The 19244-nt window shown below is 33.9% G+C and carries 19 protein-coding genes and 1 tRNA gene; 10 read left to right on the top strand and 10 right to left on the bottom strand.

What is annotated here, in order from left to right:
- The first annotated feature begins 118 nt into the window (after positions 1-118).
- Positions 119-1237: a DNA polymerase IV gene (dinB, locus tag NEF87_RS21970; protein ID WP_457917507.1), complete on the top strand. Its 1119-nt coding sequence runs from the start codon at positions 119-121 to the stop codon at positions 1235-1237.
- Positions 1238-1250: 13 nt separating this feature from the next.
- On the opposite strand, the gene NEF87_RS21965 is transcribed toward dinB, so the two are convergent.
- A complete protein-coding gene (locus NEF87_RS21965) occupies positions 1251-2777 on the bottom strand; it encodes a hybrid sensor histidine kinase/response regulator (protein WP_457917506.1) in 1527 nt (508 codons plus the stop codon).
- Positions 2778-2940: 163 nt separating this feature from the next.
- Between NEF87_RS21965 and NEF87_RS21960 the strand changes: the two genes are divergently transcribed.
- Positions 2941-3993 carry a DNA-methyltransferase gene (locus NEF87_RS21960; protein WP_457917505.1) on the top strand — a complete coding sequence of 351 codons (1053 nt, stop codon included), beginning with the start codon at positions 2941-2943 and terminating at the stop codon, positions 3991-3993.
- Positions 3994-4055: 62 nt separating this feature from the next.
- Positions 4056-4838 (top strand): nickel pincer cofactor biosynthesis protein LarB, encoded by a 783-nt coding sequence (gene larB / locus NEF87_RS21955; RefSeq protein WP_371803673.1) that lies wholly within the window; start codon positions 4056-4058, stop codon positions 4836-4838.
- Here the strand turns inward: larB and NEF87_RS21950 are convergent.
- The 3 genes from NEF87_RS21950 to NEF87_RS21940 form a co-directional block, all read right to left on the bottom strand.
- Entirely contained in the window at positions 4830-6290 is a 1461-nt protein-coding gene (locus NEF87_RS21950; protein ID WP_457917504.1) for a histidine kinase dimerization/phosphoacceptor domain -containing protein, read from the bottom strand. The genes larB and NEF87_RS21950 overlap by 9 nt on opposite strands.
- Positions 6291-6344: 54 nt before the next feature.
- On the bottom strand, positions 6345-7055 hold the full coding sequence (locus NEF87_RS21945; RefSeq protein WP_457917503.1) for a CPBP family intramembrane glutamic endopeptidase: 711 nt from the start codon (positions 7053-7055) through the stop codon (positions 6345-6347).
- Positions 7056-7188: 133 nt separating this feature from the next.
- On the bottom strand, positions 7189-7347 hold the full coding sequence (locus NEF87_RS21940; protein ID WP_371803670.1) for a hypothetical protein: 159 nt from the start codon (positions 7345-7347) through the stop codon (positions 7189-7191).
- A 589-nt stretch (positions 7348-7936) separates the two neighbouring features.
- Here NEF87_RS21940 and NEF87_RS21935 point away from each other — a divergent pair.
- Together NEF87_RS21935 and NEF87_RS21930 are read left to right on the top strand one after the other, a co-directional pair.
- A tRNA-Val gene (locus NEF87_RS21935) sits at positions 7937-8012 on the top strand.
- A gap of 146 nt (positions 8013-8158) precedes the next feature.
- Entirely contained in the window at positions 8159-8398 is a 240-nt protein-coding gene (locus NEF87_RS21930; protein ID WP_457917502.1) for a hypothetical protein, read from the top strand.
- Positions 8399-8656: 258 nt separating this feature from the next.
- Here the strand turns inward: NEF87_RS21930 and NEF87_RS21925 are convergent, their stop codons facing one another.
- Positions 8657-9733 (bottom strand): hypothetical protein, encoded by a 1077-nt coding sequence (locus tag NEF87_RS21925; RefSeq protein ID WP_457917501.1) that lies wholly within the window; start codon positions 9731-9733, stop codon positions 8657-8659.
- A 275-nt stretch (positions 9734-10008) separates the two neighbouring features.
- Between NEF87_RS21925 and NEF87_RS21920 the strand changes: the two genes are divergently transcribed.
- Positions 10009-10227 carry a hypothetical protein gene (locus NEF87_RS21920; RefSeq protein WP_457917500.1) on the top strand — a complete coding sequence of 73 codons (219 nt, stop codon included), beginning with the start codon at positions 10009-10011 and terminating at the stop codon, positions 10225-10227.
- Between the two features lie 81 nt (positions 10228-10308).
- Here NEF87_RS21920 and trhA read toward each other — a convergent pair whose 3' ends face one another.
- Complete coding sequence (trhA, locus tag NEF87_RS21915) at positions 10309-11022, bottom strand: PAQR family membrane homeostasis protein TrhA (RefSeq protein WP_371803665.1); 714 nt, start codon at positions 11020-11022, stop codon at positions 10309-10311.
- Between the two features lie 99 nt (positions 11023-11121).
- Positions 11122-11466, bottom strand: coding sequence for a hypothetical protein (locus NEF87_RS21910; RefSeq protein WP_457917499.1), 345 nt, complete (start codon positions 11464-11466; stop codon positions 11122-11124).
- 228 nt (positions 11467-11694) lie between these two features.
- Here NEF87_RS21910 and NEF87_RS21905 point away from each other — a divergent pair, with 228 nt between their 5' ends.
- The 3 genes from NEF87_RS21905 to NEF87_RS21895 all read left to right on the top strand — a co-directional run bounded on the left by NEF87_RS21905 (position 11695) and on the right by NEF87_RS21895 (position 14752).
- Positions 11695-12966: a hypothetical protein gene (locus tag NEF87_RS21905; protein WP_457917498.1), complete on the top strand. Its 1272-nt coding sequence runs from the start codon at positions 11695-11697 to the stop codon at positions 12964-12966.
- A gap of 190 nt (positions 12967-13156) precedes the next feature.
- Positions 13157-13387, top strand: coding sequence for a NifU family protein (locus NEF87_RS21900; RefSeq protein ID WP_371803662.1), 231 nt, complete (start codon positions 13157-13159; stop codon positions 13385-13387).
- A gap of 333 nt (positions 13388-13720) precedes the next feature.
- The gene (locus NEF87_RS21895) at positions 13721-14752 is read left to right on the top strand and encodes a 2-oxo acid dehydrogenase subunit E2 (protein WP_371803661.1); all 1032 of its coding nucleotides are present in this window, start codon (positions 13721-13723) and stop codon (positions 14750-14752) included.
- Here NEF87_RS21895 and NEF87_RS21890 read toward each other — a convergent pair.
- Positions 14739-15650, bottom strand: a complete 912-nt coding sequence (locus NEF87_RS21890) for a hypothetical protein (RefSeq protein WP_457917497.1) — start codon at positions 15648-15650, stop codon at positions 14739-14741. The genes NEF87_RS21895 and NEF87_RS21890 overlap by 14 nt on opposite strands.
- Before the next feature lie 188 nt (positions 15651-15838).
- Between NEF87_RS21890 and NEF87_RS21885 the strand changes: the two genes are divergently transcribed.
- Entirely contained in the window at positions 15839-16789 is a 951-nt protein-coding gene (locus tag NEF87_RS21885; protein ID WP_457917496.1) for a CheR family methyltransferase, read from the top strand.
- A 51-nt stretch (positions 16790-16840) separates the two neighbouring features.
- Here NEF87_RS21885 and NEF87_RS21880 read toward each other — a convergent pair whose 3' ends face one another.
- Positions 16841-18055, bottom strand: a complete 1215-nt coding sequence (locus NEF87_RS21880) for a phosphoglycerate kinase (protein WP_371803658.1) — start codon at positions 18053-18055, stop codon at positions 16841-16843.
- 82 nt (positions 18056-18137) lie between these two features.
- Positions 18138-19136 carry a type I glyceraldehyde-3-phosphate dehydrogenase gene (gap, locus tag NEF87_RS21875; protein WP_371803657.1) on the bottom strand — a complete coding sequence of 333 codons (999 nt, stop codon included), beginning with the start codon at positions 19134-19136 and terminating at the stop codon, positions 18138-18140.
- Positions 19137-19244: the final 108 nt, after the last annotated feature.

The following is a 19244-nucleotide window of genomic DNA, read 5'->3' as shown; positions in this document are numbered from 1 at the left end:
AAATTCAAAAATGAAACTCTATATTATAGACAAAAACCGATGGTATTTCTTAGATAAAAATTTATAATGCTTCCTTGCTCTGATTTTTTAAATATGCTCTTGGTTTTAATTAAATAGGATGATTGATGAACCACAAAAATTTATTTTTTTAGCTGATCTAGACTCTTTTTTTGCGAGTGTAGTTTTACTCGATCATCCAGAATATATTGGAGTCCCCTTAATCGTTGGAGCGAACCCACGCCATGGAAAAGGGAGAGGGGTAGTTTCAACATGTTCATATGAAGCTCGTGCCTTCGGAATTCATTCAGGTATGCCCATCTCTCAAGCATGGGAACGATGTCCGTCAGGTATTTACACCCGTCCAGTATTTGGAAGAATTAAGGAGATCTCCAACAAAGTGATGGCAGTTTTTCGCAAATATAATCAAATCGAACAAGTATCCATTGATGAAGCTTATCTTGACATGACCGACCGATGTAATTCTTTTCAGGAAGCGAAACAATTAGCCCAAGAGATTAAGGATAAAGTCCAACGAGAAACCGGAGTTACTTGTTCAATTGGAGTATCTTTTTCAAAAACTCTTGCAAAAATTGGCTCAGATGTAAATAAACCCAATGGAATTACAGTAATAACCCCCCAAAATTACAAAGAGATCCTAGGTCCATTAAAAATTACTCGAATTCCAGGTATTGGAAAAAAATCTTTGACTTATTATGAAAAACGAGGTTTTACCACCATTGGAGATATTCATCAAACACCAATTCACAAAATGATTGCGATATTTGGACAACGGAGAGGTGAATGGGCTTGGAAGGCAGCGCATGGAAAGGATGGTCGAAAAGTGCATGATGAAGATCATTATAGCGAAAGAAAATCAATTTCAAAAGAACGTACTTTTTCCTCAGATGTTCAAAATTATGACATAATTATTGAGAAAATTTCAAGCTTAAATCATAAACTCCATGATATCATTAAGGAAAAAGAAATTTATTATCGAACCATATCGATCAAGATAAGATTTCAAGGATTTGACACATATACTCGTGCGAAATCATTTCAATCTTATACTCGAAATGAAACAAAGGCATTTCAAATCATTCGTGAGTTATTGGAGGAATTTCGAACCCATCCAAAAAATGTTCGACTCATTGGGCTTCGATTTTCGAACCTCAAAGAAAAATTGGATTCAAATCAAACAACTCTTCTTTCTTTTTTGAAGAAAAAAGAAGAAAATTAAAAATTAGAAATTATTATGTAGAAAAAGCGTCAAATAGATCCGCAAGAGTATCTTCAAGTTCCTTTACTTTGTAGGGTTTGATTAAGGTCCCCGAGAAACCGAAATCGGAGAAATTTGTCATTATTTTATCCGTTGAATATCCACTTGATGCAATGGCTTTCAATTTTGGATCGATCTGAAGTAACCGTTTCACAGTTTCTTCACCCCCCATCCCACCTCGTATAGTAAGATCGAGAATCACTGCGGAAAAGGGAGTTCCTTTAGCCATATTTTCTTGATAAATTTGGATGGCATCATCCCCATTGGCCACAGCAGTTGGAAGGTAACCTAGTTGTTTGAGCATTTTCCCTAAAACTCTTCGGATTACATCTTCATCATCCATAATTAACACTTTTCCAGAGTGTGGTGACGAAGTAGCATGTTCTTTTAGAGGAGCAGCAACTTTAGATTCAACTGCTGGAAGATAAAAAATAACTGTCGTCCCCACATCTAATTCCGAATCAATAGAAATAAATCCACCATGTTGAACAATAATGTCGTGCACTACAGTCAACCCCATACCTTTACCGGTTAAATTTGATTGATAAAATGGATCAAAGAGATGGGGAAGATCAACAGGATCAATTCCGATTCCATGATCTTGAATAACAATTCGGATAAAATTTCCTTCAGGAACATTAAATGAATTCTCGGAAGGAATTTGCACATTATGGGCTTCAATATTAATCGTTCCACCAATAGGCATTGCTTGAACCGCATTAATGACGACATTATGAATTACTTGATTGATTTGTGTTTTATCCACTTCAATGTTCCATAAATCATCAGCAATGAGGTATTCACAAGTGACATTACTACCAGATAAGGTGAACGAAACAAATTCTTGTAAAATATGAGCAATATCAATAGTTTCTTTAGCAGAAACACCATCATTGGAGAATGAAAGAAGCTGTTGAGTCATAATTCGTGCTTTTTCAATCCCCAATTCCGCTTCTGTTAGAAGTGAGAAAATTTCTTCTTCTTCCGACACATCCAATTTAGCTAAACTAATATTTCCTAAAATGGTTGTAAGCACATTGTTAAAATCATGAGCAATCCCACTGGATAATTTTCCTAAAGAATTCAATCGTAACGCATTTTGGAACTCCCGTTCAAATTTTTTCTTTTCAGTAATATCAGTGAAATAAATTAGATAACCTGTAATGGTAGAATTTTTATCTTGTAAGAGGGAAAAACGACATATTAAATCTTTTTCTTGGTGATTTCGTGAGCGAAGAATTATTGGATTGGTAATTTCGTAAGGAATATCTGTATTTAAAATATCATTGGTCAAATTAACATATTGGATATTTGTTTTTTCATTAAAAATTCGGAATACATCAACAATCGCCTTACCCTTTGCTAAATTTTCCGTCCACCCCGTGATTTTCTCCCCAATGTGATTAATAAATTGAACTTTTCCTTCCCGGTCCACGAAGATTAATCCTTCATGAAATTTATTAACGATATTTCTAATATTTTTCTCTTCAAAATAGCTCATGTGCAAGTTCATTTCCTCCAGTTACACTTTTAAAATTCACCTTTCACTTTTTTTTTGGATTTTTTTTTAGAATGTTACCATAAATATCCATTTTTCCCGAAAATTTAGTTCGAAACTGAAACCAATAAATTCATTTCATGTGGAATTTAATATACCCTAGAAGATGCCAACAAGAAATAATAACGGTCAATCAGTTGAACGGGAAGAAATTGAAATTGATAACCAAAAAATTTTTTTTAAATCTTCAGAGCAGATGGATGAAATTCCAGATGATTTTATTGATCTGATAATCACATCTCCCCCCTATAACCGCGGGAAAAACTATTCAGCTGATGATAACCAGTTTTATGATGATAATATGCCAGAAGAAGATTATTTATCCTTTCTAACGGCCGTATGGAAAGAATGTTTTCGAGTTTCAAAGGAAAAAGCACTTTTTTTTCTTAATATTGGAGATTCAGCTCAAGATCAAGGAATTTCCGAAAAAGTGGCACAATCTGCAGTCAATGCCGGTTGGCATCGAGTTCAAGATATTATATGGATTAAATCGATCTATGGAAAGGGACATTATACCCCTTCTGGAGGAAATCGTCGATTCAACAATATTTGGGAGCATGTGTATATGTTCGCAAAAAATGCTAGAGCTTACAAACTTAATCCAAAGGCTATTGGGATACCGTACGCAGATAAGTCCAATGTAGGACGTTATGGAGAAGTAGATATGCGAGATGCAGGTAATGTTTGGCATATTTGTTATGAAAAAACCACTGGTGCATCGGTAAAAAAAGGACATGATGCCCCATTCCCTCTTGGTCTCCCATATCGATGTATTAAATGTGTGCCTGGAGCAACCCGAATTTTGGATCCATTTTTAGGAACAGGGACAACACTAGCAGCAACTCGTCTTTTGGGGGTGGAAGGATATGGTTATGAAAAATACCCTCGAAAAGAGATCATCATCCAGACGATAGAAAAAGTTCCAAATTATGTTCCAAAACCACCAATTTTACTCCCACACTATGATCATTCTATCAAAACTTTAGTTGAATTAATTGAAACCTTAGAAGTAGATATAGATCCGATAAAATCCAAGAAAAAATTGAACCAACTCAAAATATTAAGTAATACTTTGGAAACTTTGAAGTTAACAGGAAAATTATATTCATCTATCCAAACCCGCATTAATCAACAGAAAAAAACATCTCCTAAGGACTGATTTTACATGAGGTTCTTAAGATTATTATATTACCGATTACTATTTACCCTAGGGTATAATTTATGAAAGAATTAAGGGATATCTTAAAGGATCTGGAAGCTAATAAAATCACCGTTGATCAAGCTGAGGAAATTTTAAAACTCAATTATTTGAACGAAATTGATGAGTTGGCCCAACTTGACTTATTCCGAAAAAGTCGTACTGGTATCCCAGAGGTTATTTTCGCTGAGAGTAAATCTGTGGAAATGTTGCAAAAGATCACAGCTCACATGATGGAGAAAAGTGGCTATGCTATTTTAACCCGTGTTACTAAAGAACAATTCTCGGTTTTGGATGCTCAATATAAATCCCATTCCAATATTCAATATCAACCTAACTATCAAGGAAAAGTAATTTTTATTGCGAAACAAGAGTATAAAAAACCAGAGAATCCTGGGTTAATTGGGTTGATTACTGCGGGAACATCAGACATCCCTGTTGCAGAAGAAGCAAATGTTGTTTTAAAAGCCATGGGGTATCAAACATTACCATCCTACGACGTGGGAATTGCTGGAATGCATCGTATTTTTCCCCCCCTAAAAAAAATGATTAAAGCCCACACTGATGTTTTGATAGTTTTTGCGGGGATGGAAGGTACTTTGCCCGGCGTCGTTTCATCCTTAGTAGACATCCCAGTAATTGGAGTCCCGACCTCGACAGGGTATGGACTAGGCGAAAAAGGAAAGGGTGCACTTACAACCATGCTGCAATCATGTTCTCCGGGAATTTCGGTCGTAAATATCAACAATGGATTTGGTGCTGCGACAATGGCAGCGCTTATTGTGAAAAAAATTCACTCAAAATGATTTTTTTATTTGAAAGACAATTTTTATGGTAGTTCCATGATCATTTTTGACCTTTATCGTCCCATTCATTTGTTTTACAAAAGCATTGATTAACGTCAAGCCCATAGAAATTGGGTTCTCTATATTTATATCCTTGGGAATGCCAATCCCATTGTCTTTGATCTGTAATAACATTTGAGACTCCTTGAGCTTTTTCATTTCAATTGAAATCCGTCCTGTTTGTTTATCTGTAAAAGCATGGGAGAGTGCATTAGTGATTATCTCATTAATAAGCAATGCACAATTGAAAGCGGTATTTAATTCCAAGTTCAGATCAGTAATTTTAACTGAGGATGTGATTTTAACTGTTTTATTTCCATAGGTTTGAAGCAAGTCCTTTAATAACTTTTTCACATATTGCTCAAAGGAAATTCTATCCAAGTTATCCATTTTATATAAATGTTCATGAATTAGAGCCATAGAATTGATACGACTTTGAAAATCACGATAGATTAGTCGCATTTTATCATCTTTAATATATTTCTGTTGAAGAACGATAAAGCTAGATATAATTTGCAAGTTATTTTTTACACGATGATGAATTTCCCGTAGCAAAACATCTTTCTCTTTCAAAGAAGACTTCAATTTTATTTCATATTGATGCTGAGTCGAAATATTCTGCCAGATTGAAACACCTCCAACAATTTTAGTTGAATCTTCCTCAAACATAGGAACAAAATCTATTCGTACAAATGGTGTATTTTTCTTTTTATTTTCCCCAATATGTCCCTCAAATTGTTCTAAATTCCCTTCTAATGACGTGAGTATTTTATCTTTTATGCTTAGATTTAGGGGAGCATCCATTAGATTCATTGCAAGCATTTCTTTTCGGGATTTTTGCACAATAATTGACAGCATACTATTACAAGCAAGAATTAAACCTTGGGTATCATAATAACAAATGCCAACAGGAGAGTTTTCAAAAATAAGGCGATAATTTTCTTCACCCTGCCGAATAATGGCATTTTTATGAACGATCTCATTCTCAGCATTCTTCAAATTTCTACGGATGGATGCCTCTTTTAATTCCCGTTTTATTGCAGGAATTAGTCGAATTAGATTATCTTTCATAATATAGTCTTGGGCACCAGCCACCATTGCCTCAACTGCAGCATCTTCTCCAATATTTCCAGAAATCAAGATGAAAGGAATATCAATTGCAGTACTTTGTAAAAACGTAAGCGCATCAATACCTGAAAATGTCGGAAGATTATAATCTGATAATATCAGATCCCAAGTCTGATGGTGCAATTCATTTTGAAACTTTTGAAATGTATCAACAACTAAGTGATTAAAGTGAAACCCATGTTTCTTTAAAAACCGTATAAGAAGTTCAGCATCATCGGGATTGTCTTCCACAATCAAAATATTAAAGAATTCACGGGAAGATATATTAACTTGACCTTGATCCATGGGTTAGAAAATTGTAATGACATCTACCTTAAATATATTCGTTTCCGCGTTTTATTACTGGAGATAAATGGAAAAATTGTAAATTAATCCAATGATATTCGTTAAGGCATGTAATAATGCAGGCTTCCAAAAATCTTGAGAGTATGAATAAAGAAAGCCATAATATAACCCCATAATAAAAACAACCAATAAACTCAAAGGTCGATCATAATATTGAAAATGAAAGGCAGTCCACATTAAAGATTGGAAGAAAATCAGCCCATTAATCGTTTTCCGATGATTTTCTATGGGAAGGGCCAATTTGAGAATCCCTTTTCTGAAAAAAAATTCTTCTACTAAACCGGAAATACAAACTATGATAAATAGAAGGAATTCATTTGCTTTCAAAGTGAATAGATATGAAAAGTTGTTTACAGTCAAGAATAATCGGAGAATTAATATTCCTAAATAGATAAATCCGCCATACCACAAGACTCTTCCACTTTTCCAATATAGATTCTCTGATTGAACTTCATTGCTAAGATTTTTATTTTTTGTATTTAATCCAAGAATACATAATCCACCAAAAATTAAAAACAGAGGTAAAACAATTATATAAGCTTCAGTATGTTCTACATTGTACCGTGTAAGAACAAGAACACTCAAAAATATGGATGAACCAGCCAATGCCCACCTTTCTTTTTTTGAAACCTGATTTCTAATATTTTCAAAAAAAACCATTACTCTTTTTTTTATTGCTTCTCGCATCCCAATTACTAATTCCAAATATTATCTTATAAACGCGATTCTCAAAAATGTATATAAGGTATTTGTTATGTAAAGATATTTTCAAATTGTAAGTTAAATAAAAAAGGGAATATAAACCAAACCCTAAATATTCAAGCCAAATAAATAAAATCTATAAATTTGTTAAAATCTTGTCTATTTCAGTTCTCAATTTTAATAAGTTTTCTTTGTCTACAATGTAATTTGCAGTATCAATCTTTACATTGTACAATCCATCGAGATGAGGCAAATCAGGTAATTTTTTGACAATAAATGAATTATTTTGTTCCATACAACCAACTTTTTTTCTCATAAATTAAATTTATGACTTTAATCCTTACTATGATGTCGGGGTTTTTAAGTCGTTCGGCTTCATAAGAAGCATTGATTGGAGCTTATTTATTTAAATACATTATTTAAAGAAATCCTTCTATTTTGGACATAGAAAGTTTCTAAGACTTTTTATTATACGAAGGTTAATCATTATTGGATAAGGTACTCCAACTGGTACTAACGGGGTACCATGTCCGAAGGTCTATTTGGCTCAAAGATGAAATAAAATGGGTTAGAAAAACAGTAAATTCTTTTTCAACACCTAAAGCACTTTTAAATAAAAAAAAGATTTACACGGATTCAATTTCGAGATTTGAACGTGTTTGTATAGCCTTCATTGTTTTTTTATGAAATTGTGCGATATTTTTTGATTTGAATGATTAATTCACCTACATTTGTAATCGAAATACAAGTGAGAGAAGTTAATTAACAAGTTTAGTTTTTTTTTTCGATAAGGGTATGAATTTGACCTTTAAAATCCATTGAGATTTCTGTTTCAAAAAATTTTTAATGAATCACTTCCAACTTAACTTAACCATTATTGTTATGGGCTCATTGTTTAGTGGTTATAACGCTGCCTTGACGTGGCAGAGATCCCCGGTTCAATTCCGGGTGGGCCCACCACCCTACTTTTTACTTTAAATCTTCTTTTGTTCAAGGATTTTTTGAAATTAATTGATTATTTAATAAGAGATTTTGGTTATATCTAGCCCCTTTTGAATTTCATGGAGTACTTTCGTATTTTAAATATGCCAAATTTATAATAAAACATGGAAGTAGTTACTGACAAAATATTCGCATCAAATATCCAGGACGAAATAATACCTGGAATAGCATATCGTGCCTACCTCACCCGATGTGGATGGTGCAATCGAATTCATTTCAACCATCACTGGATTGTCTTATCGATCAATGAACTAGACAAATTCCAAGGAAGATACAGCCATGCCATTTGTCCCAAATGTCTGGAAGAGAAATTTGTTGAAAAAGGAAAGAGAAAACAATCTTGAACTGTAATTAAGTTACCACAATTTTTGAGATGGATACTGTATTAAACATTTTACTCTCTCTGGATTAATAGTTCTAAAAATTTCAAATATATTTAAATTATAATAATATAAATTCCAGGTATTTTTTGAAAATAGCGATGGAATATCGAATTTTCTCAAAAGATTTTGTTAAAAGAATTGAAAAATTAAACAGAGAAAAAAAAGATGATTTTGTTTCCATTGTTAGTGGCACAACAACTAATTAACTCGATATATTTGTTACCGTTTTGTTCTATTCTTTATCTTTTTAAACAAAGAGACAGTTATAACACCAATTCCAAAACCACCAACAATTCCAATCAATGCTCCAAATAATATTGGATTGTCCTCTTGAAAACCCTTTTGAGGTGTTTCTTGAAAATCATATCTAAAAATTCTCGATGTCTGGTTATTAATGTCTAATACAAAGTCGAGAAAAAACTTTAAGTCTCCATTTTTCCAAATATCTTTATTCAATTCCATCTCATCATTATTAACATTGAATGGAAAAATCCAGATTCCGCTATCAGAACAGTTAGTTAAATCCCCTATACTGTGTGGAGAAGTATGACCTGCACTGCCAGTTTCAGAATAAATTTTATATATTGAATTCCAAAGTTGGAGGTTTGTTCCTTCTAATAAAGAATCACGGGGTGTTGAATTTGATATGATTTTTACAGTCCATTCTCCAAATATCACATTTGAGGAGGTATTTGGCCAGTACACATGATTTTGAATTAAATGTACAGATTCATTAGTTCTTAATTCTATATCATAAGCAAAATGATTCAGATTTTCAAAAGATATTAATGAATATTGAGTATTGGCTTGGATGTCCTTATGATAGTAATCAGATAAACTGAACGAGCCAAAATCAATATTCCATTGGAAACTACTAATTTCAATTGGTGTTTCGAAATTGTAATCTATCAAGAAATTCTCAGTCTCTCCCAGCTTTGCAGTTATATTGTATTCCATGAAATAACAGACAATTCGATTGTTGTAATCCCATGAAAAACTTAGACTAAACCATTCTATTGGTCTCGAAACTTCATCGTAGCGTTCTAAGGACGCTTTTACATCAATCTTATAAAAACATCCTGATTCGTTAGTCCATTGAATTAATGTGACATTCAAGTTAATTCTAATATCAGAAGTTGCCCAATTGTCGGAAATACCGTTATAGACAATCTCCCCTTTCGATTTAATTGAATCTTCATTGGCCGAAGCAAAATCAACTATACACGGAGAGAATTGAAAAAAGACTAAAACCGCAATTAAAATAATATTTTGAAGGATTTTCTGGCGAGACTTCATCTTATTGATTTTTGTAAAAATATTATGCCATATAATCTTTTAGATTTGTTTCTAACGACCTCACAAGAGAATTAAAATTGACCTAATGCCTACAAAAACAGTCTACAGTGAAATTTTCTCAATTTCTGCTTACAAGAACGTGACTTGGTAACAGTTATCAAGTCGATTCACTTTTCATCTTGACCAGAATTTCACACTCTCAGCAGTCAAAAGACATGGTAATGTTGGCGAAGACAACATTATTGAAGTCTATTCATGGTTTCGTGCAATTCAGAGTGAACAACCGATTTCAAACCACCGAGACACATCGACATGATATTAAGTATAGTGAAAGAGAATCTTGGGTGTTTAATAGAGCCAAACAAGTAGATAGGATTACCGCTTACAATGGATTCAACCCAGAAAGACAAGTTATTAGCTATGGTCATGTCATTTTTCATAGTGAGACTCTCTGGTTGGTCAAGAATCAAAAGTTTTATACGATGGGGAATTGAAAATTATTAGCAATTTCAATAATAAAGAAGAAACTAATTCGAAAAAAATGGTCAATTTCATATTTTAAGTCGTAAAAAATCCTATTTGACTAAAGATAAAACAATAACCAAATAATGCGAAAAAGCACCCATCAAGATAAGGACATGAAAGATTTCATGAAAGCCAAAAACATCCGGAATAGGGTTTGGTTTTTTTCGATTATAAATTATGGCTCCAATCGAATAAAGAATCCCTCCAAAGGCCATTAATATTAATGAAATAACTGACATTTTCATGCTTAATTGATAAATGGGTAAAACGGCCATCCAACCTTGCAATAAATAAATTCCCGTTGTGATATAACGAGGAGCATTCATAACAAATAATTTGAAAATTAACCCACATATCACCAGAAACCATTGAGCTGCAAGTATTCCCCATCGCCAAATCCCATCTAAATATAGATAGCAGATTGGAGTATAAGTGCCAGCTATCATGACAAAGATCGCAATATGATCAAATTTTCTCCAAATGGAGACTTCATTTTCGGTTTTTTTGAAAGCATGGTAAAAACTAGAACAGAAAAAGAGAAAGGCGGTTGAAAGAGTGTAAATGAGTGAAAGAACAATCTTTTCAACAGACGGATAGGATAGGACGAGCAATAATGGAAGTCCAAGTATTATAGCGACAGCCCCGAAAAGGTGAGAAAAACTTGAAAAACGTTCTTTTTTCTGTCGAACAAATGATTTTCGGGACAATTCTGGAACTGAAGAATCGAAATTTTTAGTATGGGATGATAAAATATTGTTTTCCACGAGTATCACAAGTATTAAGTTGTTAATTCTACATAGGAAATGCTACTATTAAAATATTTGTCAACCCTACATAGTAAAAATAAAATAAGCGGGAAAAATTTAGGAATCTTCATAAGGTGTCTCAAAATGACCATTTTTGATTTCAAGAACCTTTCTATCTGCGGATGGATTTAAATCAATCAAAATATTCTCCGGAAACGCATCTTCTCGAATGGCTTGATTTTCGGCATAGACGTGAAAAGAATTACCTGTGGTCTCTTTTGGAAAGAGAAGTTGCATATTGATATCTTTGCTAATGACTTCTTCGCTTCCAATTTCAATGGAAATCATTCCAGAACAACAAGAAGTATCAGCAAGGACCAGAGCAAAATTATTTTGATAATTTTCTTTTCCTTCCGTTAAAATGTGTGCCAAGGCAGATTTTGATATAGCTAATGTATACATAAATATCCCAACAATTGTTGATACTAATAAAAAAAGATCCTCCAAATAAAATGTAACTCCTTTTGAATCAGAAGAAATTTTGTTTTCTCCTACCGAATTGCTTACATAAAGAATGAAGTTGAAGGAAAATTTCTCAAAAAAAAAGTTAGAAAAAATAGAAAAGTAGGTTTTATAGGATCTCAAGCGACAGATTACATAAGAAAGCATGAAAAGTGGAATGTAAAAAAAATGGCACGAGAAGTGATAACAATCCATGTGGGCGAATTAGGAATACAAATAGCCCCCAATTTTTGGAAATATCTCTGTGATGAACACAATATCGATTATAAAGGACAAGAAAAAGGAAAAATACGCGGTGTAATTGATAATTTCTTCGAAAAAGCTTCAATTGGTAAATGGATTCCTCGCACAATACTGGTAGATTTAGGTCCTAATGCAATTCGTAAGGTAACAAAGAAAGATATGAAAGATTTCTTTGATCCCAAGCGATGTGTTATGGGGTTAGCTGGAGATGCGAACCTTTTTGCTAAAGGTTATTATAGTTATGGAACTCGTTTTATGGAAGAAATAATGGATAAAATCCAAAAAGAAGTTGATCAGACAGAACATTTACAAGGTTTTATTGTTGTTCATTCTATTGGTGATGGAACAGGGGCGGGATTAGCCCCCCTCATTATGGAAGCAATTAAAAAAAAACATCCAAAACTAGTCATGATGTCTTACTCGATTGTTCCAAGCCAAAATATGGATTGCAGCACAATTTTACCCTATAATGCAATTCTATCCTTAGATAAACTGACTTCATGTGCCGATATTAGCATGATTATAGATAATGACTCCATTTATCGAATAGTTGCAACTCAAGGGAAGGAAAATGAACTCTCGGAATCAATATTTGATCAAGTTTTGGCAAAAGCATTAGTGGAAATTACAGCAACACTGCGATTCAATTCACCCTTAAACCGTTCTATGATGGAAATGAGTACAAATTTAGTTCCCTTCCCCCGCAATCATTTTTTGATGACTTCAATGTCGCCATTAGAAACATCCTTGACTTCAGCCCATCAAAAAATTGAAACGAAAGAATTAATGCAGGATTTAATTGATCAGGATCACATCCTGGCACCGATTACAGTGGAAAAAGGAGTATTTACGGCTTTTGTTATAGCCTTAAGAGGCGAGAACCCCCATTCAATTTTACAAAATAGCATTAAAGGATTTGGAGATCGGGTAAAATTTAGTGAGATCTTTCCAACCGCGATAAAAGCGGATAGTACAACACTGACGGACGAAAAACTTGCCCGAAGTGGAATAACCTTGATGAATCACTCCGGAGTAGCCAATCTATTTCAATTCTTACTCACACAATTCGAATTGATGTATGATCATGATGCATTCACAACATGGTATTATCAAGAGGGAATGCAACCGAGTGAATTTGAAGCCGCCAAAAATAATATCCAGAAATTAATTACTGAATACAAACAAGATGAATATTAAGTTACCAATTCAAGAACTACTTTTTTACTTAAGAAAAAATCGTTTTTTTGATCCAAATTTCTTCCGTTTTTATTGAATAGCTCTTTTTTTTTCAAAGAAAGAATGGAATTGATATTATTCAATATAAGAAAAGAATTCAAAATTGATGATGTCATTAGTTACTTGTTTATACTAATCGAGCTGAAATTAAATGGGAAACTGGAAAGATAATGTCCAAGTTGTTTTGGATCAAATAAGACCTTCCCTCCAAGCAGACGGTGGAGATGTTGGTTTAGTTGAAATAATGGACGATGGCACCATAAAAGTGGAATTGCAAGGACACTGTCGTGGATGTCCATATTCACAAATGACTTTGAAGAATGGAATTGAACAATTGTTAAAAGAAAAGATTCCTGAAGTAAAGGAAGTTATCAACGTTTAAACGATCTATGGGTTAATCTTTTTTATTTTTTACTACCTATCCTATATTATAAAAGATTTCAAGTGCTTTTCCCATGAATTGATCCTAAATCATGTGGCCAATAGCAATAACTGTTTACTTTAGCACGCAATAATCTTAGAATGAGGAAATTTTGAGTTCCCGAAAGAATATATCAAAAGTAGTCAAAATATCGAATCGATCTAAATTCTGTGATAATACAGATCAAAGGATTTATTCAAAAGTTTATTATTGAACAAATTTAATTTATATAAATAGTTATTTGATCTAAATATTATTTTAATTATTTATTCATAAATTAACGGATGTGCAAAAATGGGACGATATGATGCCACCATACCATATGATCTTCCAAGTTTCCGAGTCATTGAACCACATGTCATGAAAGCAAGGGAAGATGGGAAAGTGAACTTTTCTACACAATTTGATCTAACAAAAACCTTACCTTACATCAAAGAATATAACAAAAATCTGTCAAAAAATCAGAAACTTTCCCTATTTGATATAATTCTCTGCGCCGCCTCAAGAGCGGTTGCCGAATATCCTGAAATAAACCGGTTTATCAGTGGAAGAAAATACTGGCAACGAAACCGCATTCAGTTCTCCTTTGTGGTGAAAAAACAGTTGAGTACACACGCAAAAGAAACTTTTGCAAAAGTAACTTTTTCACCCTACTCCACCATTGAATCAGTTAGAAAACTGGTTCATGAAGAGATCGGAGGCGCTCGCTCTTCGGAGGGAAATGAAACAGAAGCTGAAGCAGATTTCTTCGGACATTTGCCTAGATTTGTCTTAATGATCGCTATCAAATTATTTAAAACATTGGAATTCTTTGGTATCATGCCAAAATCCATGATCGAGCCCGATCCTTTATATTCAAGCATTGTTTTTGCGAATTTGGGCAGTATTGGTTTAGAAGGGCAATTAAATCATCATATGTTCGAATGGGGAAATGCAAGTTGGTTTATTGTGGTAAATAAAATCCGTACAATCCCCGTGGTGAATGAAAAAGGAGAAATTGTGCCACGAACAGTCACCGATATCGGCATTACTTTAGATGAACGAATTTCGGAAGGAATGTACTATATCAAGGCGTTAAAGGCGTTTAAAACGTATTCGGAAAATCCAGAATTACTGGAAAAAGTTCCCACATATACTCAAGAACAAATTGATGCGATGGCACTTTGCGATCCACGAGATCGAAAGAAGTACAAAGAATTTTTAAAAGACCGCAAACAAAAAGCCCGAGAATATAAAAAAGCCAGAAATCTAAAGAAGCATTTGAGAAAATTAAAGGCAAAATCAAAGGAAGTCCGCAACCCAAATAGGGCAATTATTGCGGAATAATCCCATTTTTTATTAAGTGTTCATAAATTTTACGGACACCTCTCACTATAAGTTCAGCATCGGAGTATTTTTTCACTTCTTTACCCTCAATATCAGAAATACTCTCCTTTGAGATCTCTTTTGAAGAAGAAAGATCTATAAAATGAACAGGTTCGGATCGAATAAATTGAACATATTTTGCAGATTTAGGCCAAGAATCTAAAAAATCAGGATGTAAATCTTCTGGATAACATGCAATGATGAATAATGGAACCGATTCGGTCAAAGTACCACAGGCAGAATATTCTAACCAATTTAAAGAGTTTAGATCACTCTTATGAAGGTGATTATAAATAAAGATCATTCCTTTGACTTCAAAAAGTTCTTTAATGACACGATTAAAGACATGCAAGATAGTTGCATACAGTTTAGAAGAGTTTTGAATCCGAAGTGGAATATTATTCAGCCCATCCACCAATTGAGTTCCATTGCGATTAGATAAAATCCACTCTTTTTCTTCTTCAGTGGACACTTCCGCAATCAACTTATATAATTGCTCAATATTTGGAATGCTTTGAAGAAACTCGGGAATCAAATATTTCCCAATTTGAGGCAAACGCTCATGATCAGACAGTTTAGCATTGATAGTAAGGAGATTGTCATCAATAAAGAGAATTTCCCTAATCAATTGTAATATGGGAAATAATTTTTCGTTTTGATGATGAAAAGATCCAGTTGTATTAAAGACGAGCCATTCTTTAGCTTGATCTGCAGTCAAAATATTACCAATTAATTGACTAATGTCATAATTTTCATCTATAGGGATGAAAACCAATTTTGGGGAAATATTTCTCGGATTTCCATGACAATAGGAAGAAATATGATGATTTAAAAATTTCTTCAAGTCTGAATCGCTCATCTATAGTCAAATCTTTTACGAGATTTTATTTATATCTTGTATATTCCTATTTTTCCAAAAAAAAAAGATTTTTTCTTTATAGAAAAAAAACGAATTGATTTTGTCAGTAAAAAGTTTTTAGAAATTTTATGAGAAAAATGGGGAAACTTAAGGTATCTATAGACAGAAAAATTTCCAAAGCATGGATAATGGCACACGAAACCCAATCTTCTACTCAAAAACCGAAGACCGTAAATGAAAAAATAATGGAATCACTTCAACATCCGGAGTATCTCCCCAAAATAAAAGCCTTGCTACGAGATAAATACGGCTTGGATGTGTTTCAATATAGATTACCTTATTTTCTCCGCCGGATATCCATGATTAGCAAGAAACTCAATACGACCAATTTATTTGAAATTTATAATCACATCCAGAAGAGTCATGAAGGTTACTTGGATTTTTTGAACACTCTTACGATTCATGTTACAGAGTTTTTCCGTGATAAATCATTGTGGGATTATTTGCGCGATGAGTTATTTCTTAAAATTTTAGGAGGGGCGACAGGACAGCAACCTACACGTCAAAATCCTTACCGAATTTGGTCAGCGGGATGTTCAAGCGGCCAAGAGCCCTATTCATTGGCAATAATGTTCGTAGAAGCATATAAGAAATATACCTATAAATCCGGTCGTCCGATGACTTGGTCTTTAAATCGGATAAAAGCTTTACCGTTTCAAATTATAGCCAGTGATATTAATGATCGGATATTACTCACAGCTCAAGAAGGCATCTATTCGGAAAAAACTTTAAAGAATGCAGATCCTCGAATTATACGGGAATATTTTACGAAAGAAGAAGATGGATATCACATTAGCCCAATAATTAAAGAAAAAGTCACCTTCAAGCAGCTAGACCTCTTTAAAGGAAAATTTCCAGTCAAGTTTCATCTGGTAACCTGCCGAAATGTGGTCATTTATTTTACCAAAGACCAACAGCGAATATTGTTCAAACGTTTTTGGGATAGTTTATTGCCGAAAACGAATATGGTTATAGGAAAATCGGAATTATTACCCATTGAGATTAATAAATATTTCAAGCTAATTAAATTATCGGAGCATGTATACGAACGGAAAGACTTTGATGAGAAAGGAAAATAAAAATAAAAAAAACCTAGAAAGTTATGAATTCATATGAACCAAGTTGTAAACTTATTTAGGCATTTTATTTCGCAAAACTTGCAATAAAGGCAAATCCTTACCGCTAAGAATTTTAAGTAAAGCCCCTCCACCAGTCGAAATGGTTATTTTTTCACCCAAACCCGCCATTTCAGCCACAGCACCCATATCTCCACCACCGATACACACAAAGGCATCATTTTTTGCAGCAGCGGCCATAGCATCAACAATTTCAAAGGAAGATTGCTTGAAAACTTCTTTTTCAAAGATCCCAGGTGGTCCATTAGCAACAATGGTTTTGGCAGACTGAATAAGTGTTTTAAAATTTGCAATTGTTTTTGCCCCAATATCTCCAGTAGAGACATCTAATTTGGAAACCTCTAAAGTAGGGCATTCTAGACGCTTTCCATTCTCTTCGTATGCCATATCTTCAGGAAGAAAGATTTTATCTTTGAATTTTTCACAAACCGCAGCAATTTCGTTGCGATTTTGTTCTAAATCTTCGGCGATGAACTTGCGGTTCTTTTCACCCATGTCCATTCCTTTTGCTTCAAGCATTAAAATGGCAGTCAACCCGCAAACTAAAGCCATATCAATATTTCCCGCTTCTAAATTGAATTTCAAGGCTTGAAACTTATCCATAGCCTTTGCACCTCCAACTAACCAGATGGAAGGTTTTTTAGGAGTAAAGAGTTTTTGGACCATTTCTAATTCGCGTTTCACGGTAGGACCAGCACAAATAGTAGGCCAACCAATCAAGGAAACATGAGCCCGATGAGCGGCTCCAAACGCGTCATTTACAAAATAATCAAATAAAGGTGATAATTTTGTGATTAATTCGGTTTTTTCAGCTTCTTCGATACTCTTGACTTGAGTTTCTATTTCCCATTTGCGGACATTGTTTAAGAGCAAAACTTCTCCGGGCTGAAGTTCTTTAATTGCAGAAATTGCGGTATCCCCAAATAAATCCGCAACGAATTTAACCCTCCCTCCAAGATAACCATTCAGTTTATCAGCATGCAATTTCAAATCAATGCAATCGGGTTTCCCAAGGCGACTTTGATGAGCAATTAACACAACCGCAGCTTCTTTTAAGGATTCTAAGGTTGGTAAGATTGCTTGAATCCGAGGATCACTTCGAATTTCATTTTTTTCAAGATCAATGCTGGAATTGATATCAACGCGAACGAGAATCTTTTTTCCCTTGATATCAAAATCAGTAATATTTTTAAATTGAATATCTGTCATTTTTAAAACATCTCTAAAAATTAAATTTTCATTTTCGATGGAATAAATAAAAAAAAATCCATAGGATAATAGGATCCTAAGGTTATAGCATTTCTAATAATCGAATACTTTGATGAGTAAAGGATGCTTCGTTATCATACCATGAAAGGACTTTAACGAAATTACCATCAATTACGGAGGTCATTCCAGCATCGAATAAAGAACCATTTTCTAAGCCGATAATATCGCTAGATACAATAGGATCTTCAGTATATCCCAAGGTGCCTTTTAATTCACCTTCTGAAGCAGCTTTCATGGCAGCATTTATTTCTTCTATTGTGGCTGGCTTCTCTAATTCAACAGTTAAATCAACTAAAGAACCATCAGGAACAGGAACTCTTACTGAGATCCCATCTAATTTACCAGCTAATTCAGGAATAACTAATCCAATAGCTTTAGCAGCACCAGTGGTTGTAGGAATAATGTTTTGAGCCGCGGTGCGAGCTCGACGTAAATCTTTGTGTGGAAAATCAAGGGTTCGTTGATCATTTGTGTATGCATGAATTGTAGTCATTGCACCACGTTTTACACCCCATTTTTTATGCAATACGCTTACTACTGGAGCTAAACAGTTGGTTGTACATGAAGCTGCGCTAACAGCATCATGTTCTCCTTTTTTATAAGCATCATTATTAACGCCATATACAATAGTGCAATCGATATCTTTATCAGCAGGAGCACTAACCAATACAACCTTCACACCTTCATGAGTTAAATGTTTTGAATAGCCTTCACGCTTTCGGAAGAATCCAGTTGATTCATAAACAATTTCAACATTATGTTTTTCCCATGGAATTTCTTTAGGATCTCGAATAGCATAAACAGGAACTTCTTTACCATCAACAATAATTGCGTTTTCTTTTGCTTCAACCGTACCTTTAAACTTGCCATGAACTGAATCATATTTCAATAAATGAGCTGTCGTTTCGGGAGCAGTCAAATCATTGATGGCAACAATTTCAACATTTGGATTATTCCACGCTAAGCGGAAGAATAATCGGCCAATTCGGCCAAAACCATTAATTGCAACACGTTTTACCATTTTATTCACGTTTCTTTTTATTTCAAGTTTCAAAAAAACTTGGTTGAGTTAATGAATTGCGGATCTGGGTAAAAGTTTTTGGAATATCTTGTGATCGATCTGCACCAT

The organism is Candidatus Lokiarchaeum ossiferum (assembly GCA_025839675.1).
GTDB lineage: Archaea > Asgardarchaeota > Lokiarchaeia > Sigyniarchaeales > Promethearchaeaceae > Lokiarchaeum > Lokiarchaeum ossiferum.
The sequence above is the reverse complement of the archived record's forward strand: the minus strand, read 5'-3'. Positions and strand labels throughout refer to the sequence as shown.

Bases quoted from the DNA above. Each gene is read 5' to 3' on its own strand.
- dinB (WP_457917507.1), top strand. From the start codon at position 119: ATGATTGATGAACCACAAAAATTTATTTTTTTAGCTGATCTAGACTCT.
- NEF87_RS21965 (WP_457917506.1), bottom strand. From the start codon at position 2,777: ATGAGCTATTTTGAAGAGAAAAATATTAGAAATATCGTTAATAAATTT.
- NEF87_RS21960 (WP_457917505.1), top strand. From the start codon at position 2,941: ATGCCAACAAGAAATAATAACGGTCAATCAGTTGAACGGGAAGAAATT.
- larB (WP_371803673.1), top strand. From the start codon at position 4,056: ATGAAAGAATTAAGGGATATCTTAAAGGATCTGGAAGCTAATAAAATC.
- NEF87_RS21950 (WP_457917504.1), bottom strand. From the start codon at position 6,290: ATGGATCAAGGTCAAGTTAATATATCTTCCCGTGAATTCTTTAATATT.
- NEF87_RS21940 (WP_371803670.1), bottom strand. From the start codon at position 7,347: ATGGAACAAAATAATTCATTTATTGTCAAAAAATTACCTGATTTGCCT.
- NEF87_RS21930 (WP_457917502.1), top strand. From the start codon at position 8,159: ATGGAAGTAGTTACTGACAAAATATTCGCATCAAATATCCAGGACGAA.
- NEF87_RS21925 (WP_457917501.1), bottom strand. From the start codon at position 9,733: ATGAAGTCTCGCCAGAAAATCCTTCAAAATATTATTTTAATTGCGGTT.
- NEF87_RS21910 (WP_457917499.1), bottom strand. From the start codon at position 11,466: ATGTATACATTAGCTATATCAAAATCTGCCTTGGCACACATTTTAACG.
- NEF87_RS21905 (WP_457917498.1), top strand. From the start codon at position 11,695: ATGGCACGAGAAGTGATAACAATCCATGTGGGCGAATTAGGAATACAA.
- NEF87_RS21900 (WP_371803662.1), top strand. From the start codon at position 13,157: ATGGGAAACTGGAAAGATAATGTCCAAGTTGTTTTGGATCAAATAAGA.
- NEF87_RS21895 (WP_371803661.1), top strand. From the start codon at position 13,721: ATGGGACGATATGATGCCACCATACCATATGATCTTCCAAGTTTCCGA.
- NEF87_RS21890 (WP_457917497.1), bottom strand. From the start codon at position 15,650: ATGAGCGATTCAGACTTGAAGAAATTTTTAAATCATCATATTTCTTCC.
- NEF87_RS21885 (WP_457917496.1), top strand. From the start codon at position 15,839: ATGGCACACGAAACCCAATCTTCTACTCAAAAACCGAAGACCGTAAAT.
- NEF87_RS21880 (WP_371803658.1), bottom strand. From the start codon at position 18,055: ATGACAGATATTCAATTTAAAAATATTACTGATTTTGATATCAAGGGA.
- gap (WP_371803657.1), bottom strand. From the start codon at position 19,136: ATGGTAAAACGTGTTGCAATTAATGGTTTTGGCCGAATTGGCCGATTA.